At 70.3% G+C, this 15466-nt stretch carries 13 protein-coding genes and 1 pseudogene; 6 read left to right on the top strand and 8 right to left on the bottom strand.

Annotated features, from left to right (window positions below; genetic code table 11):
- Positions 1-100: 100 nt before the first annotated feature.
- Positions 101-1450 (bottom strand): polysialyltransferase family glycosyltransferase, encoded by a 1350-nt coding sequence (locus AB0F62_RS15720; RefSeq protein WP_361797931.1) that lies wholly within the window; start codon positions 1448-1450, stop codon positions 101-103.
- Complete coding sequence (locus tag AB0F62_RS15715; protein WP_361797928.1) at positions 1447-2463, bottom strand: glycosyltransferase family 2 protein; 1017 nt, start codon at positions 2461-2463, stop codon at positions 1447-1449. The genes AB0F62_RS15720 and AB0F62_RS15715 overlap by 4 nt, the downstream gene beginning before the upstream one ends.
- A gap of 204 nt (positions 2464-2667) precedes the next feature.
- Here AB0F62_RS15715 and AB0F62_RS15710 point away from each other — a divergent pair, with 204 nt between their 5' ends.
- The gene (locus AB0F62_RS15710) at positions 2668-3852 is read left to right on the top strand and encodes an acyltransferase (protein WP_361797925.1); all 1185 of its coding nucleotides are present in this window, start codon (positions 2668-2670) and stop codon (positions 3850-3852) included.
- Between the two features lie 30 nt (positions 3853-3882).
- Here the strand turns inward: AB0F62_RS15710 and AB0F62_RS15705 are convergent, their stop codons facing one another.
- The 3 genes from AB0F62_RS15705 to AB0F62_RS15695 form a co-directional block, all read right to left on the bottom strand.
- On the bottom strand, positions 3883-5412 hold the full coding sequence (locus AB0F62_RS15705) for a serine/threonine-protein kinase (RefSeq protein ID WP_361797922.1): 1530 nt from the start codon (positions 5410-5412) through the stop codon (positions 3883-3885).
- Positions 5409-5990 carry a hypothetical protein gene (locus AB0F62_RS15700; RefSeq protein ID WP_361797919.1) on the bottom strand — a complete coding sequence of 194 codons (582 nt, stop codon included), beginning with the start codon at positions 5988-5990 and terminating at the stop codon, positions 5409-5411. Before AB0F62_RS15700 ends, AB0F62_RS15705 begins: the two co-directional genes overlap by 4 nt.
- 99 nt (positions 5991-6089) lie before the next feature.
- Positions 6090-8096 (bottom strand): N-6 DNA methylase, encoded by a 2007-nt coding sequence (locus tag AB0F62_RS15695; protein WP_361797916.1) that lies wholly within the window; start codon positions 8094-8096, stop codon positions 6090-6092.
- A gap of 225 nt (positions 8097-8321) precedes the next feature.
- Between AB0F62_RS15695 and AB0F62_RS15690 the strand changes: the two genes are divergently transcribed.
- From AB0F62_RS15690 to AB0F62_RS15670, 5 genes and pseudogenes are all read left to right on the top strand, one after another.
- Positions 8322-9059 (top strand): hypothetical protein, encoded by a 738-nt coding sequence (locus AB0F62_RS15690; RefSeq protein ID WP_361797913.1) that lies wholly within the window; start codon positions 8322-8324, stop codon positions 9057-9059.
- A gap of 104 nt (positions 9060-9163) precedes the next feature.
- A complete protein-coding gene (locus AB0F62_RS15685) occupies positions 9164-9895 on the top strand; it encodes a DUF6585 family protein (protein WP_361797910.1) in 732 nt (243 codons plus the stop codon).
- Positions 9896-9996: 101 nt separating this feature from the next.
- Positions 9997-10209 (top strand): annotated as a pseudogene (locus AB0F62_RS15680) (calcium-binding protein); the annotation flags it as partial.
- A gap of 82 nt (positions 10210-10291) precedes the next feature.
- Positions 10292-11065 carry an HNH endonuclease family protein gene (locus AB0F62_RS15675; protein WP_361797907.1) on the top strand — a complete coding sequence of 258 codons (774 nt, stop codon included), beginning with the start codon at positions 10292-10294 and terminating at the stop codon, positions 11063-11065.
- A gap of 106 nt (positions 11066-11171) precedes the next feature.
- Positions 11172-11531 (top strand): DUF6183 family protein, encoded by a 360-nt coding sequence (locus AB0F62_RS15670; RefSeq protein ID WP_361797955.1) that lies wholly within the window; start codon positions 11172-11174, stop codon positions 11529-11531.
- Here AB0F62_RS15670 and AB0F62_RS15665 read toward each other — a convergent pair.
- The 3 genes from AB0F62_RS15665 to AB0F62_RS15655 form a co-directional block, all read right to left on the bottom strand.
- Complete coding sequence (locus AB0F62_RS15665) at positions 11476-12075, bottom strand: DUF6262 family protein (protein ID WP_361797904.1); 600 nt, start codon at positions 12073-12075, stop codon at positions 11476-11478. The two genes, AB0F62_RS15670 and AB0F62_RS15665, sit on opposite strands and share 56 nt — an antisense overlap.
- Positions 12072-13913 carry a site-specific integrase gene (locus tag AB0F62_RS15660; RefSeq protein ID WP_361797901.1) on the bottom strand — a complete coding sequence of 614 codons (1842 nt, stop codon included), beginning with the start codon at positions 13911-13913 and terminating at the stop codon, positions 12072-12074. Before AB0F62_RS15660 ends, AB0F62_RS15665 begins: the two co-directional genes overlap by 4 nt.
- Positions 13914-14263: 350 nt before the next feature.
- Positions 14264-15394, bottom strand: a complete 1131-nt coding sequence (locus tag AB0F62_RS15655) for a tyrosine-type recombinase/integrase (protein WP_361797898.1) — start codon at positions 15392-15394, stop codon at positions 14264-14266.
- Between the last annotated feature and the right edge of the window lie 72 nt (positions 15395-15466).

Here is a 15466-nt window from a genome sequence, read left to right as displayed (position 1 = left end):
GGGTCATAGGCGGGGTCGAACGCGGCGCGGTACACCTTCTGGGTGAGTCCCCAGTACGCCTGCTGGTGGTAGGCCCACGCGCGGGCCGGCCCGACCGGGTTCAGCCCTGGGCGGTCCGAATGGTCCTCACCAGGCGCCGGACGGCCGGGTTGCGCCGCAGGCCCTCGGCCTTGATCCCGCTGCCGCCCGGCAGCCCGAGGCTGGTCAGCCGGCGCCGCTTGAAGTACTTCGCGTGCGCGGAAAGGCGGTTCGTGAGCCACGCCACGGCCTCGTCCCGCAGGGGGGCGTACTTGACCGACTGCATGCAGTAGCTCACGGTCCGGACCAGGGGCGCCAGTTCACCGGTGATCAGCTCCGGTGACAGGTCGAGCGGCTTGCCGACCTCGGCGGTGTCCCGCTCGAGGTCCGGCAGGACGGCGTCGATGACGGTGAGGGGCACCCGGTTGCTGTTCTCGTAGGGGGTGATCCGCTCCAGCAGCAGTTCCGTGCCCACCCGCGCGACGGGTATCCCGTAGAACGCGGACGCGGTCATCAGCGCGGTCGAGAAGCATCCGACGACGAGGTCGGGGCGGACGTGCTGGTACACCGTCTCCGCCAGCACGGGGACGTCGAGGACGCTGAGGCGTACGCCCAACTCGTCCGCCGTCCGCTCCAGCGACTGCGAGTACTGGGCCGGCGCACTGGGGTGCGGCTTGAACAGCACATGCCGGTGTCCGGCCGCGACGGCGCCGCGGAGCATCCGCACGTGCAGCGCGTCCTCCTCGGCCACCGTGATCAGTTCGAGGGCGGAGAGGTACTGGCCGAGCAGCACGGCCGTGGGCCGGTCGTCGGCGGGTAGTTGCTCCTCGAGAGCGGCGAGGCCGTTCCCGCCGATCTGCTCCAGGACCCGGAGGAACGGTTCGTTGGGGATGACGACCGGTTCGACGCCGTACTCGGACAGCAGCATCGGGCGCAGCCCCGGCACGAGGTCCAGGTGCAGCAGCCGCCTGATGCGGCTGTGCACACCGACCGGGATGCGGTTACGGGTCGGGCCGTAGCTCATCAGGCCGTCGGCGTACACGTCGATCGGGCTGTCCGCGAAGATGTCGACGACGGCGCGCGAAGGACTGACCTGGATGGACTCGCAAGCGATCTCGACGGGCTCGTCTCCCAGATCCCAGGCCAGACGCAGCGCCCGCTCCCACAGGACGGTGTCTTCCACCCGCGGGGACCAGCCGGAGGGGTGGTGCGGCGCGATGGTCTCGTTCCACGAATGCACCGCGTCGAACTCGAGCCGTATCTCCTCGAAGCCGGGCATCGCGTCCAGCGACCTGCTCAGCTCGGGGATCGACGAGGTGTTGCCGACCACGAGCAGACGCCGTCCCTCGCGGGGGCCGAACAGGCCGGCCCGGATGGCCGCGACGACGCTCGCGGCGCCGTACTGGGTTGTCGCCATGAAGATCTGGATCATGCGAGGGCTCCCTTCATGCCGTTGCGCATCCGGTGGAGCGCGCGCCTGCGCTGCTCGTCCATCCCGGCCAGGGCAATCCGGAGGTCCTGCTCGGGCATGCGCCGTAGCGCCGTCCCGCTGAGTTCCTTCAGCCGTGCGGCCACACCGCGCTCGAAGCGCTGCCGCTCGCTCAGGTGGTGGGCGATGACGGCGCAGTAGTTGCGGATGGCCTTGGGGCGGAGCAGGTCGGCCTCGGGGTCGCTCTCGAGCTCCTCCAGCACCTGGTCGAAGGCGCGGATGAAGTCCAGCTGGCGCACGTCGCCGATCTGGGTGAGCGAGGTCGTGATGCCGCGCCGGTAGAAGACGCCGTGCAGGCTCGCCACCGCGTACGAGTCCGCGTTGCGGTGCAGCGCCCAGATCCACGGGCGGTCCTCGGCGGTGCGCAGCCCGTCGCGGAAGCGCAGCAGTCCGCGGTCGAGCAGGCGGCGGTGGTAGATGCCCGCCCATGCGTACGGGTAGTCGACCATCGTGGCGTCGTCCATCGGCAGGATCGATCCGCGCGGATCCAGCGGTGTGTCGCGGCGGCCCTCGGGCGCGCGGTGGATCCGGCGCTCCGTACCGGTCACCTGGACGTGGTCGGTGCGCACGAAGTCGACATCGTGCCGTTCTATCGCTTCGACCAGCTTGCCCAGGTACCCCGCAGCGAGCCAGTCGTCGCCGTCGAGAAAGGTGAGGTAGCGCCCTTCCGCCGCATCGATTCCGGTATTGCGGGCCGTGGCGAGTCCCTGGTTCGTCTCGTGGCGGATGACCCGGCTGTTCGGCACCCGCCGGGACATCTCCAGCAGCGCTTCGTAGGTGTCGTCCTTGGTGGAACGGTCCTCCACGAAGATGAACTCGAAGTCGTCGCGGGCGTTCGCGACCAGACTGGTGACCGTGTCGGCCAGGTAATACCTGATGTTGAAGCAAGGAACGATGACGGAGAGTGTGGGGCGATCGGTCACATGTTCACCTAGTTCTCGTATACGGGAAACCATCGAAAGGCTAGCGGTGGCCGGGCGTCCATTTTCTGTGCGTGAGGTGATCGGAAGATGAACTCAGGTTGGACGATTTCCTTCCCGCAGCCCGGATGCGCCGTCCCGGGAGATTAGTCCGATTGGTTGGTCGTATTCATTCCCTACCCTCGGCATGTGGCCCCGCTGTGGGGTCGCACGAATTGGCGAACGGCGGGTGGGAGTGCGATGCCCTCGACGACGACGGGCGCGGCGACAGCCGCACCGGTGATCCCGGACGCGGCGGCCGCTCCGGTGGCGACCGATGGCCGCAAGCGCCGCGAGGGCGGCGGCAGCCGGCTGCGTGCACTGGACGGATTGCGCATTCTGGCGGCCCTGATGGTGTGCCTGTACCACTACATAGGCAAGCAGGACACGAGCCACGTCTGGGGTGCCGACCCCGCCGAACTCTTCCCGGGCCTGTCCCGGCCCGCCATTTATGGCTGTCTCGGCGTGCAGTTGTTCTTCGTCATCAGCGGCTTCGTGATCTGCATGAGTACCTGGGGCAAGTCGGTCGGCGCGTTCTTCAGGTCCCGCGTCGCCCGCCTCTACCCGGCCTACTGGGTCGCGATCGTCCTGACGACCGCCGCATGCGTCGCGGCGCCGTCCGTGATCGAGCCGGTCCGGCTGGACGAGGTGCTGGTCAACTTCACGATGCTGCAGCAGCCGGTAGGCGCGCACCGCGTGCTCGGCGTGTGCTGGACGCTGTGGGTCGAGGCCCGCTTCTACATCCTGTTCGCGCTCTTCGTGGTGTGGAAGGGCGTGACCTACCGCCGGGTCGTCGTTTTCTGCTGCCTGTGGACCGTTGCGGCGGCCGTCTCCACGGTCGCCGACAACCCGCTGATGACCGAGATCGCGATGCCGGATTATGCCCCGTTCTTCATCGGCGGCCTCGCCCTCTACCTGATCCACCGTTACGGCAGCGACCTGCTGCTGTGGGGCATCGTCGCGGTCAGCTGGCTGCTGGGACAGCACGTCGCCGTCGACGGGCTGTGGTCCCCGCACGGGACGGGGCTCAGCGGTGAGCGCTCGCCGTACGTCATCATGCTCGTCGTCGCCTTCGCCTTCGCGGCGGTGGCCGCCGTGGCGCTGGGCTGGCTCCGGTGGGCCGACTGGCGCTGGCTCACCGTGGCGGGGGCGCTCACCTACCCCTTCTACCTGGTCCACGAGCACCTGGGCTGGTTCGCCATCGCCGGCCTGCACCGGCATCTGGGCTTCACCCCGAGGGAGACCCTGCTCACCTCGGTCGTGGGCTTCCTCCTACTGGCTTACGCGATCCACCGCCTGGTGGAGAAGCCGCTCGGCCTCCGGCTGAAGAACACCATGACCGCCCAATCCGCCCGCATCCGCATGGCGATGCAGACGCGTGCCTGAGGAAGCGCGCACGGCCGAGGCAGGTGCCCCTCAGCGGCCCACCTGGCCCAGCCAGGTCAGCGTCCGCCGCAGCTCCAGCGAGAAGGGGTGGTGCGGGCCGTGCACCCGGTCGGAGTCGTACAGCAGGCGGGACAGCACGTCGTGGGCGGCCATGCGGTCGCCCACCGACAGCAGCAGATGGCCGATGCGCCGCCGCACCTCCAGCGGGAGGTCGGGGTCGGTGGCGCGGTACTGCTCGAAGGAGGGCAGCAGCGCCCGGTACTCGGCGAGCGCGGCCGCGGCCTCGCCCAGTTGCTCCAGGCACTGCGCGGCCTCGTAGCGGTACTGCAGCGACGGGCGGCCCAGCGGACCCGATTCGGCGGCCAGTTCGTCGGCGAGCCGGCGCAGCTCGGGCAGGGCGCGGCGGTACTGGCCGTCCTCCATGAGCGTGGCCGCGTACTGCTTGCGCAGCATCCGCACGACCGGCGAGTGCTCGCCGTGCTTCTCCGCGGCGGCCGGGAGCACGCCGCCCAGGATGTCGACGGCCTGCGTGATGCGGCCGGCGTCGAGCAGCCGCTTCACCTCGTCGACCGCCTCCGCGATGCCGTGGCCGGCGGGGGCCGCGGAGCCCGTGGGCGCGGGGGTGGGGTGCGAGGGGGCGGCCGCGCGGTCCGGCCAGGGGGCGTGCGGGCGCAGGAAGGGGCGGGTGGGGTCCATCGGGCCGAGCGGGCGGTGGACGGCGCCCGGCACGGGCAGCAGCGGCGCCAGCCGGCGGTAGGTCTCCTGCGCGTCGGCCGGGCGGTGCTGCGGGTCCTTCGCCAGCAGCTGCAGTACGAGCGCCTCCAGCGGCTCGGGCACCTCGGGGCGGACCTGGCGCAGCGGCACGGGCTGTTCGTACAGGTGCCGGTGCAGGACGCCGAGGGCCGTGGAGCCCGCGAACGGGACGGTGCCGCTGACCAGTTCGTGCAGCAGCACGCCGAGCGCGTACAGGTCCGTGCCGGGTCCCACGGCGCCGCTCATGGCCTGCTCCGGCGCCATGTACGCGGGCGTGCCGATGGGCGTGCCGGTGTGGGTGAGCCGGGTCGTGTCGGTGTCCAGGACGGAGGCGACGCCCAGGTCCAGGACGAGCACCGAGCCGTCCGGACGCACCATCACGTTGCGGGGCTTGAGGTCGCGGTGCACGATCGGCACCGCGTGCACCGCCGACAGCACGGCGCACAGCTGCGCCGCGACGGCGACCGCCCACTGCCAGGGGTAGGGGTCGTGCTCGGCGAGGTGGTCGGCGAGGTCGGCGCCCTCGACGTACTGCATCACGAAATAGAGCTCGTCGGCGTCGCTGCCCGCGTCGTGGACGGTGACCAGCCCGGGGTGGTCGACCTGGGCGGTGACCCGGCACTCCCGCTCGAAGCGCCGGCGCAGCTCCTCGGCGTCGGCGCCGCCGGCCACCTTGTCCGGGCGTAGGAGCTTCACGGCCACGCGCCGGTCCAGCCGCCGGTCGTACGCGGTCCACACCTGGCCCATGCCGCCCTGGCCGAGGACCGTGGCCAGCTCGTATCGGCCGGCGACGATCCGACCGTTCACTGACCGCCCTCCTGCTTGCGCAGCAGGTCGCTCAGTTCGTCCAGTTCGGCCCGTACCTGGTTGATCCGCGGCTGGTGCGGCGGCACGTGCGTCTGCGGCGGCACCGAGGGCTGCGGGGGTTGCGGTGCGGGGGGCGGCGGGGTCGGGCGGTAGGGGTTGTAGTCCACCGGCGGCTGCTGCGGTGCCGGCCGGTGCGGCTGCGGATACGGGACGGTCGTGGCGTAGGGGGGGTAGGCGAGGGCCTCCTCCGCCCGGTGCAGTGCCAGGTCGGCCACGAGGTAGTGGACGCCGACCACGGGGACCATGACCATGACGGTGATCAGTGCCACGTCGGTCCAGGGGTTCTTGTCCGGCAGGCTGCCGATCGTGGCGAAGGAACCGAAGCTCAGCGCGGTGCCGACCCAGAAGAACACCCAGTCCATGGTCCGGCGCCGCCGGACGGCCAGGTGCAGCAGCGGCAGGCAGGACAGGAAGCCGCAGCTGATCGCGGTGATCGTGAGGAAGATGGCGCGGAGCGTGACCGCCGCGGCCTTGGACTGAGCGGGTGGATACGGCGGGACCGGACCGGGGCCGTTCATCACTGCTCTCGGACTCCCTGGACATCAGTGCGGGGACAGCTGCGGGTGGTATCGGGAGAGTATCCGCCGACGCCGACAGGCTGTCACCCGATCCCGTAACTATTCGGGACGCACCGTGCCGTCCGTCAGCCCGTCGTAGAGCCCCTGCACCAACTGCTCGCCCAGCTGCCCCGCCAGCCGCAGGACCTCCTCGAAGGCGGCCAGGGTGCGGAAGCGTTCGCCGTACCGCCGTTGGTCGGTGAGCGGCAGCCGCGGCACCTGGAGCCGGCGCACGTCGAGCCGGGTCGCGGTGGAGGCGTAGCTGCTGGCCTGGCGGTTGTTGGCGGTGCCGCGCAGGAAGCCGGCGAGGAACCAGGAGTCGAGGGCGGCCGGATCGGGGCGCAGCAGGTGGAGGTTGCGGCCGAGGGCCGCCCCGGCGGTGGCGGCGTCGACGACCCGGGCGGCCGCACCTCGGCCGAGGACCGGGACGACCACGTCGCCCTCCCGCGTCAGGACCGGTTCCTCCTCGGGTGGCCCCTCGGGCAGGCTGCCGCTCGGCGCGCCGCCGCCGAGGACGTCGTGCTCGGTGAGCACGGCCGGGCCGCCGCCGGGGGCGGCGCTCCCGGCGCCGCCCGCGCGCAGCACGAGGGCTCCGGCACGGGCCAGTTCACCGACCGTGGTGAGCGGCCAGCGGGCGGGCTCGGCCGCGCCCGGGGGGGCCGGGGTGAGTTCGGCGGTACGGAGCAGGGTGTCGGCCAGCCGGTCGCGCACGCCGGAGAGTTCGGCCGTCCCACCGCCCGCGGCGGGCGGCGGCAGATGCCGGGCGGGGGCCAGGTCCACGTCGTCGTCGAGCAGGTCGATGACCTTCAGGGCGCGGCTCACGCCGGGCCTCTCCTCCGTGGTGCCGTGCCGGTCGAAGGAGTGCCAGGCGTCCAGCACGGTGCCGCGCACCGTCTGCCAGGGCGTCTTCTCGCCGCCGACGGCGTCCTGGCCGCCCGCGGTGTCGACCAGCAGCAGGTGCGGGGAGGCCGTGGTGCCGGCGCCCGGCCTGCGCAGCACCCACAGGTGGAGCGGGATGCCGTACGGGGGTGCCGCGCCGGCCGGGAGCGCGACCACCGCGCGCAGGGCGCCGCGCCGCAGCAGGTCGGCCCGGATGCGGCGGCCCGAGCGGCGGGAGGCGGCGGCGGGCGGCATCAGCAGGACGACGGTCCCGCCCTCCCGGACCCGGGCCAGGCAGTGTTGCACCCAGGCGAGTTCGGACTCGGTGCGGGCCGGGAAGCCGTACTCCCAGCGGGGGTCGTACGCGAGCTCCTCGTGGCCCCAGTTGCGCTCGTTGAACGGCGGATGGCACAGCACGGCGTCGGCTGCGAGCCCGGGGAAGGCGTCGGCGCGCAGGCTGTCGCCCGCGGCCACCCGCACCTCGGCGGCGGGGTCGGCGTGCAGCGCCAGCCGCAGCGCCGCCAGCGCGGCCAGGTCCGGGTCGGCCTCCTGGCCGTACACGTCGTGCGGGGCCTCGACGGCCCGCAGCAGGGTGCCGGTGCCGCAGGCGGGGTCCAGCACGGTACGGGCGGGGCCGGCCAGCGCGGCCATCAGCTCGGCGGGCGCGGGCGGGGTCAGCGTGTACTGCCGGGGGTTGGCGTCCAGATAGCGGCCGAGCAGGAACTCGTAGGCCTGGCGCGGGCCCAGTTCCGCGGCGAGACCGGCGGCGCCGCGCAGCAGTTCGGCGTCCACCGGCGTGCCGGGCGAGAACCGCCCCCCGAAGCGCCGTTCGAAGAGCTCCCCGACGGCGCCGGCGGCCTCCGCGGGCTCCGGCCGGGGTGCGTCGGCGGGGCCTTCACGGACCAGCAGGCACACGGCGCCGGCCTGGCGGAGCGCGGTCGCGGTTCCCGCGGGGTGGGACTCGGCCCGCTGCCAGACCCGTTCGCGCAGCGGGACCTCCGCGAGCTTGCCCTGGCCGCGCAGCCAGCTCTCGACCTCGGCCAGGGCGAAGGTCGGGCTGGTGTCGGTGCCGCCCACCGGTTTGGGGAAGTCGGCGTGCCTGCGGCGCCAGTTGCTGACGGCCGCCCGTCCCACCCCGGCCAGCCGCGCGATCCCCGCGGCGGTCACCTCTGCTGCGTTGTCCGGCACCTGGCTGGCTCCCTTCCCGTACACGGGAGTGCGGTTGTGACCATGAGCATACCCATGAACGCAAGATCCGGACCTTCACGGCGTGAATGGGTGTGAACCAAGATTCCATGTTGACTCGGTTCACAGCTCATGCTCTCATTGACTCATCGGTTCACGGAGTCCCCGGGGTGTTCCGCCGGCCCGCAACCGTCATCCACACGCTGCCCACCAAGGGGGACGATCCTCATGACCACCACTCGCGGAGCCCTCGCGACGCTCGGCTGCGTCGCGGCCGCCCTCGCCGCGACCGCCTGCGGTCCGCTCGACGGCACGGCGGAACCGGCCTCCACGGCCCTCGCCGACCAGTCGGCCGGCACGATCCAGAAGAAGGCCATGGCCGCCATGACGTCCGCCTCGGCGATGACCGTCGACCTCGACGGCGTCTCCGACGGCGAGCCGATGAAGTACCACATGACCATGGGCAAGGGCGGCGACTGCCAGGGAGAGGTCACGGTCGAGGGCGGCACCGTCCGGCTGATCAAGGTGGGCCCCTCGCTGTACATGAAGGGCGACGACGCCTTCTGGAAGTCCCAGGGCTCGGACGGCGCCGCCGCGCAGAAGCTCATCGGCGACCGCTGGATGAAGACCAAGGCCGACGGGCCGGACAGCAAGGACTTCCTCCAGGCCTGCGACCTGAAGCAGTTCCTCTCCGAGATGGAGAAGGAGACGGGCGACGGACTCGGCGGGAAGAAGGGCGAGTCCGCCACGGTCGCGGGCACGCCCGCGCTCCCGATCACCGGCAAGGACGGCGCCGAGACCGTCACCGCCTATGTCGCCACCAAGGGCGAGCCCTACATCCTCAAGGTGGTCGTCAAGGGCGGCAAGGAGCCCGGAACCGTGCTGTTCACGGACTTCGACAAGCCGGTGAAGATCACCGCCCCGGCCGCCAAGGACTCCGTCGACATCGACAAGCTCGGCGGCTGAGGCCACGGCCGCGGTCGCGATCCCCGGGCCCTGGCGCGTGTCGCGCCAGGGCCGTCCCCTTACCGAGCACCGATGACCGGGTCATCGAGAACGGCGAACGCACCATGGAAGACCGGATACCCGACGGCATCGCGTCCCTCGCGGCGGCCGAGGGCCTCGGGCGGCACCGGCTCACGATCATGCCGAAGCGGCACGGACCCCTGATGACGTGCAACTTCGTGTTCATGATCCTCGTCGGTCTGGCCTGCTTCCTCCTGCCCGGCCTCTGGTTCCTCCACCACGCGCTGCGGACACCCAACTTCTCCCGCAAGGCCGCGGCCCGGCGGCTGCACTTCTTCGAGTTCGGAATGGTCGAGACCGATCACGGCGGCGTCCCCGCCGCCTTCCGCTGGGACTCGATGACGGTCCTGCAGGAGATCACCGACTCCTATGTCAACGGCGTCCACATCGCGACCGGTTACCGCTACACGCTGCACAAGGGGGACGGCACGGTCCGGAAGATCCTCAACTTCTACGCGGAACCCGAGCGGTGGGGGCCGTTCATCCAGCAGGAGGTCACCGGGTTCCAGTTGCCGGGGATGCTGCGGATGCTGGACGAGGGGCGGACGGTGACCTTCGCGGACATCTCGGTCAACCGCACCGGCGTCGCGACGCCCAGGCGCGGGGCCGTCACCTGGCCGGAGATCGAGAGCGTCCGGGTGTCCGACGGCGTGCTCGTGCTGAAGAAGGCCGGCAAGTCGCTGTCCTGGTCGTCCAGGAAGGTCAAGGACATCCCGAATTTCATCCTCTTCCTGGCACTTGTGGACGAACTGCGCCGATCCGCCGCCGCACGCTGACCGTTCGGCCGCCGCACGCCCCCTGCCCTGCCGTGCCCCCCACCCCCTAGAGTGCCGAGGTGGGTACAACCAGGGCGGGAACGGCAGCGGCGGCCGTCGTCGTGCTGCTCGGCGTGGGACTGGCCGGCTGCACGGGCGAGGGCCTCGGGGGCGGTACGGGCAGCGGTGCCGGGAGCGACGGGGCCCCGACGGGCAGCGCGCTCAAGGCGGTCGGCGACCTGGCGGTGAAGGGCCGGGCGCCCAAGACGGGGTACGCGCGCGACGAGTTCGGCGCCGCCTGGGTGGACACCGACCACAACGGCTGCGACACCCGCGTTATCTCTATGCTTCGCGCTGTGGTGGGGATTTTCTTGCAGCGTATGCAGGGTGTGGTCGGCTGTGCGTAGCGAGAGGCACATGAGGCACAGGACGCTGTCTACGCGTGGGAAGAGGGCCGTCCTTTCGGTCGCTGTTGCTGCCGCGCTCGTCGCGGGCTGTGATGACCTGGAGTCGGGCGGCAGCTCTGCGGGGTCCGGACCAGGCGCCGCCACTGCCGGGCGGGCGGCGAGCCCGCTGACGAATCCGGACGGAACGAAGCCGGGGCTCGGCCCGCTCACGTCGGATGCGGACAAGGCCAACGCGCGCAAGCTCGTCGACGAACTCACAGTCAAGGGGCGTGGGCCGAGGACGGGCTACGAACGGGACAAGTTCGGCTATGCGTGGATGGACACGGCAGACGGAATACCGCTGGCGCGGAACGGTTGTGACACGCGGAACGACTTGCTGAAACTTCATGGACGGGACGTGCAGTTCCGTACGGGTTCCGACTGCGTGGTGGTGTCGATGGACCTGTACGACCCGTACACCGGAAAGGACATCGCCTGGAGGAAGGCGAAGGCGGCCGAGGTGCAGATCGACCACGTGGTGCCGTTGTCGTACGCCTGGCAGATGGGTGCTTCCCGCTGGAGCAAGGAGAAGCGACAGCAGTTGGCCAACGACGTACTGAACCTTCTGCCGGTCTCGGGCTCCACGAACTCCGCCAAGCGGGACTCGGGCCCGGCGTCCTGGCTGCCGCCGAACAAGGCGATCCGCTGCTCGTACGCGGTGCGGTTCGCGCAGGTCGCGGAAAAGTACGGGCTCCCGGTGACAGCCCCGGACAAGAGCATGATGCTCAAGCAGTGCGGGATCTGAGGACCGCGGTGAACTGGGGAAATGCCGTCGCTTTCGGGCTGTGGGACGCATAGGCGCCATTGGCGTGGCTGACCGCATACAGAAGATCGTGACGAAGCTGCCCGGCATGACGAGCGTCACCGACGTGTGGAAGATGGCTGACCGCAGTCTCGGGCGGGGAGACGCTGCTTTCGTCGCGGACCTCGCTATCGCGCTCGCAGGGGTCTACGCCTCTGACGCCGGACGGATATGGCAGTCGCGGTCTCTCCAGAATGCCGACGGCTGGCGATGCTGGCCGCGACGGACACCGACTGAGCGCGGGCCTGACCGGCGCCTGGGGTCAAGTCCTGACCACTTCGCCGACCTTCCTCGCGGCTGCCCGGAAGACGGTATGAAAGCCGGACAGCTGCGAGTGGGCGTTATCGCGAGGGCTACGGAGACGGAACAGCCCGCATGGCACGGCGGAGGCCGGCTCGTGCGGCGGTGAGGTCGTCCTCCGTCTCCCGCAGTTGGCCCTCCAGGGCGGCGATCTGATCTCTGGCCTCTGACAACGCTTGCTGCAGCGCGGTATTCCGCTGCTCGATCTGCTGTACCCGCTCGATCAGCTCGTGCTGGTTCACGCCCTCCAATTCGGCGCCGAGTGACAGCCTGACCCGGTTACGGAGCCGATCGCGCTCCTTCTTGAGGTCCTTGATCTCTTCGCGGGCCAGTGCAAGGTCCGTCCGCAACCCGGCCGGGGACACCTGAGGCGGCTCCGGGGTGTGGGCGTTCCGGCGACCCGGCGTTCGCTGGGCGGTGATGCCGTCCTGAACGGCCTGGTGCACCTGAGGCTGGTTGTAGACGAACCACGTGGATACCGAGGCTTCCCGGGCTACTTGAGCGACGGTGATCCGTCGGCCCGATCGGAGAAGGGCGTCCACGGCGTCGAGCGCGCGCTTCGTTTTGTCTTCGCTGTCCTTGGAGCGGCTGACGCGCAGCCGCTCGATCCGGGCGTTCCGGTCGTTGCCGCCGGAAGCAGCAGGGATTTTCATTCGGAGCTCCGAGTAGTCAGCGTCTGCAGAGGGATGAAGGCCGCTGCCGAACGTGCCTTGCGCAGCTCGCGTGAGGCGGATTCGACGGCGGCCCGCTCCTCGGCGGGCAGCGCGTCAAGTTTCCGCCGCATCTCGTCGGCCGACTTCGAGTAGGCGCGGATCTGGTCATCGAGATTGCGCACGACCCAGTCGGCGGCCTCCATCGCGAGGGCGGCTTCCTTGTCGGCTCGCAGGTCCGCGATCTGCTGTTCCAGGGCGGGGAGGTAGGAGGGGTCGGGGCGGTAGAAGTCGCATCCGGCGCACTGGAAGCGGATGCGGCAGTGCCCGCCGCCGGCCTTGACGTTGCTCGGCTCGGTGCAGCCGCCGTAGGGAACCCCGACGCTGTCCACCTCGTAGGCGAGGGGATCGCCGAATCCGCGGGCTGCTCCGTGCCGGTCGACGGCGAGTGCCGCGACCGTTCGCACGGCCTCTTGCTTTCGGCTGAGGGAGACTTTGTAATACCCCATGGTCACGTCCAGTGAACGGTGGTCCATGAGTTCCCGCAGGATGTCGGGGCGAGTGCCCGCGTCCGCATGGCGCTGGGCGTAAGCGTGGCGGAAGCCGTACGGGACGACCTGGGTGCGGTCGTAGGCGAGAGGGGCGCCGTCCTCGTCGAGCTGGTCGTCCACAAGGTCTGGGATCAGTTCGTCGACCCAGTTCCGGAAGATCCGGTTGCAGAAGTGCGAAGTGTTCAGATGCCCGCGGCGCGGACGGTTGCGCTGTCCCGGCGAGGGAAACAGCCACTGGGCGCAGCCCGGTACGGCGGGTAGCGCATCGAGCTCTTTCTGCCAGGTTTCGATCAGTTGGGCGGTGCTCTCCGAGATGGGCAGCCGACGGCCGTGGCGTCGCCGCTTGTGGTTGTCGTAGATCAGCGTCGGTTTGCCGTCGACCCGCTCCAGGCAGTCGCGGTGCAGGCTGGTGACCTCGCCCGGACGGCGGCCGCTGTCCCGGAGGACCGCGTAGACCACCTGGTACATCCGCGCGAAGTCGGCGGCCGTCCAGCCGCCACTCGCGTACCCCGTCGAGGTGCCCAGTAGACCGAGGTGCACGTCAAGCTGGGCGATGATGTGTTCGGGGATCGCACGGCCGAGATCGTCTTCGGTCACTTCCACGGCGGCGATGCTGTGGAAGCGGGGGTTGAGCGCGAACCCGCCGGGCACGTGGTCCATCAACCCGGCCTGACGGGCGTAGTCCAGGAATGTGCGCCAGTGGCGGAGCAGGGCTCTGCGGTGGCTGGTGGAGTAGTCGTGACCGTCCTCGGGACGCTTGGTGATCCGAAACAGGTCCACTACGGCATTCATGTCGGCCATGGCGAGGAGCCCCGGCTCATCCCCGTGGGGGCGGCCTGCCAGCGCGGAGGACGCGATGGTCGCCGCGTAGACGGTCTGTCGTAGGTCCTGGACGTTGGGGCGTGCCGTGCGGCCGTACTCCTTGACCAGCTCCCGCAGCCAACGCTGCCGTACCGGACGGAAGTCGATGTCGCCGTGGACAGCGGCGTACTTGCGGCCGCGCCCTGCCGTCAGCCCGATGAGAGCACACTCCCATACGTTGCTCGAGGTCGGGTCGGTGCCATCGAACTCGACGCGTGCGCGTCGGACGTGCAGGAGCACTCCGTTCAGGACGCCGGCGGCCGCAGCCGGAAGCCCGGAGGAGAAGGAGGCGTCCAGTTCGAGGAGTGAGCCGAGTCCGGCGGGGAGGCCGGCCACAATGCGGCGTACCCGCTGGGGGACCAGGCTGATCCCGGCGTCGTCGCGTTGCTGGAGCCCGTACAAGAGCTCCTGGCGGACCGCAGGGCTCACACTCGCGAGTGAAAACTGGGAGATGCCCGGCATCGCCCCGTCCGCGGAGGTGTTGGGCCGACGGCGAGACGGATCCGGGGCGTGCGTGACGTCGAAGTCTGCAGGGTTCCCCAGGAGGTAGCGGGCTTTCCGGCAGGCGTCGCAACGGGATCCGTTGCTCGCCACATGAGTGGAACAGGCGACCACGGAGCAGGCGAACACGCTGGTCGCCGGGTTGCGGGGATCGGCAGTGAACAGTTTCTGAACGGGGTCCCATTCATCTGCGCGCCAGCCCGAGGGGAGGCGCGCCGCGAGCCACGACGGCCACTCCGGGACACCGGGGACGGCAGGGTAGTGGAGCAGCGCCATGGTCATCGCAGCAGCTCCGGCGCGAGACTTTCGACGGCTGCGACCGCTGCGCGGAGATCCTCGTCTTGGGCGTGCAGGTAGACAGCCGTGCTCGCCGAGGAGGCGTGCCCCAGGAGGGTCTGGACGACGTCCGGGGCGACCCCGTTGCGGATCCAGCGGGTGGCGGCCGTGTGCCGCATCATGTGCGGCCGGGCGGTGAATCCACAGCGTTTCCCGATACGTTCGATCACCTGCTTGGTGTTGGAGTAGGAGAGCGGGCGCCCCGCGTGGACGCCGACGAGATTGAGGAAGACGTAGTTACAGTCGGTGGATCCGACTACCTGTTCACGCTCGGCGAGATGATCGCGGTATCGGTGCACCGCTTCCGGCGTGAGCGGAACCATGCGAGGGCGCCCGGCCTTGGCCCGCGCCCCGTTCACGTTGTCCTGACGGGGCCTGACGTGCAGGTGCGCGCCACCGGTTCGGCAGCCCAGGTGTGTGGAATCGGGGAGCAGATGCATGTCCTCACGCCGCAGTCCGAGGGCTTCGCCGATGCGGAGGCCTGCTTCCACCAGGACCGTCAGCAGCAGCCGGTCACGCGCGGTGCGGGCGGCGCCGACGACCTGCTCCGTCTGGACGTCGGTGAGAGTCTGCGGTGCGCACTCGATCTCCGGCGCCTTCAGGACGCGGGCTTTGACCATCAGGTGCTGGCCGCCCTCGCCGGGATCGAACCCGGCCGGGGCGTGGGCGAGGAAGCGGGGCTCGCTGAGACGCTCGGCGACTTCGTGAGGCACATGTCCCTGAACCGCGCAGAAGCGGAGGAACTCACACACCGCAGTGAGCGTGGCGTTGACCGTCTTGCCGGACGGAGGCCGCCCGTACTGGGTCGGTGTCCGCTCGACGTGGAACTTGAACAGACTCATGTCCCCGAGCCGGACGGTCCTCCAGTCGGTGCCCCGCTCTGTGCACCAATTGAGGAAGCGGCCGATTCTGGGGATGTACGCGCGCTGTGTTTGCGGTGACCGCCCGGCTCCGCGCAGGTACAGGGAGAACTCACGGGCTTCGGGGTGAGGCGCGTACGTCTCTTCGTCGACCAGGAGCCAGGTGGTCTCGCCGGTGGTGGGCGAGACGGCCTTCTCTGTGCATAACGTCATGGATCTGCTTCCTGTCTCCGAAGTCGCTCATGTGCCTCACGGCATGACCGATAACAGTGAGGGACAGGAGGG

This window comes from Streptomyces sp. NPDC026673 (genome assembly GCF_040638135.1).
GTDB lineage: Bacteria > Actinomycetota > Actinomycetes > Streptomycetales > Streptomycetaceae > Actinacidiphila.
This window is presented reverse-complemented; position numbering and strand designations above follow the sequence as displayed.

Coding starts and splice junctions, on each gene's coding strand:
- AB0F62_RS15720 (WP_361797931.1), bottom strand. CDS start 1,450: ATGATCCAGATCTTCATGGCGACAACCCAGTACGGCGCCGCGAGCGTC.
- AB0F62_RS15700 (WP_361797919.1), bottom strand. CDS start 5,990: ATGAACGGCCCCGGTCCGGTCCCGCCGTATCCACCCGCTCAGTCCAAG.
- AB0F62_RS15690 (WP_361797913.1), top strand. CDS start 8,322: ATGACCACCACTCGCGGAGCCCTCGCGACGCTCGGCTGCGTCGCGGCC.
- AB0F62_RS15675 (WP_361797907.1), top strand. CDS start 10,292: ATGAGGCACAGGACGCTGTCTACGCGTGGGAAGAGGGCCGTCCTTTCG.
- AB0F62_RS15710 (WP_361797925.1), top strand. CDS start 2,668: ATGCCCTCGACGACGACGGGCGCGGCGACAGCCGCACCGGTGATCCCG.
- AB0F62_RS15715 (WP_361797928.1), bottom strand. CDS start 2,463: ATGGTTTCCCGTATACGAGAACTAGGTGAACATGTGACCGATCGCCCC.
- AB0F62_RS15670 (WP_361797955.1), top strand. CDS start 11,172: ATGACGAGCGTCACCGACGTGTGGAAGATGGCTGACCGCAGTCTCGGG.
- AB0F62_RS15665 (WP_361797904.1), bottom strand. CDS start 12,075: ATGAAAATCCCTGCTGCTTCCGGCGGCAACGACCGGAACGCCCGGATC.
- AB0F62_RS15685 (WP_361797910.1), top strand. CDS start 9,164: ATGGAAGACCGGATACCCGACGGCATCGCGTCCCTCGCGGCGGCCGAG.
- AB0F62_RS15655 (WP_361797898.1), bottom strand. CDS start 15,394: ATGACGTTATGCACAGAGAAGGCCGTCTCGCCCACCACCGGCGAGACC.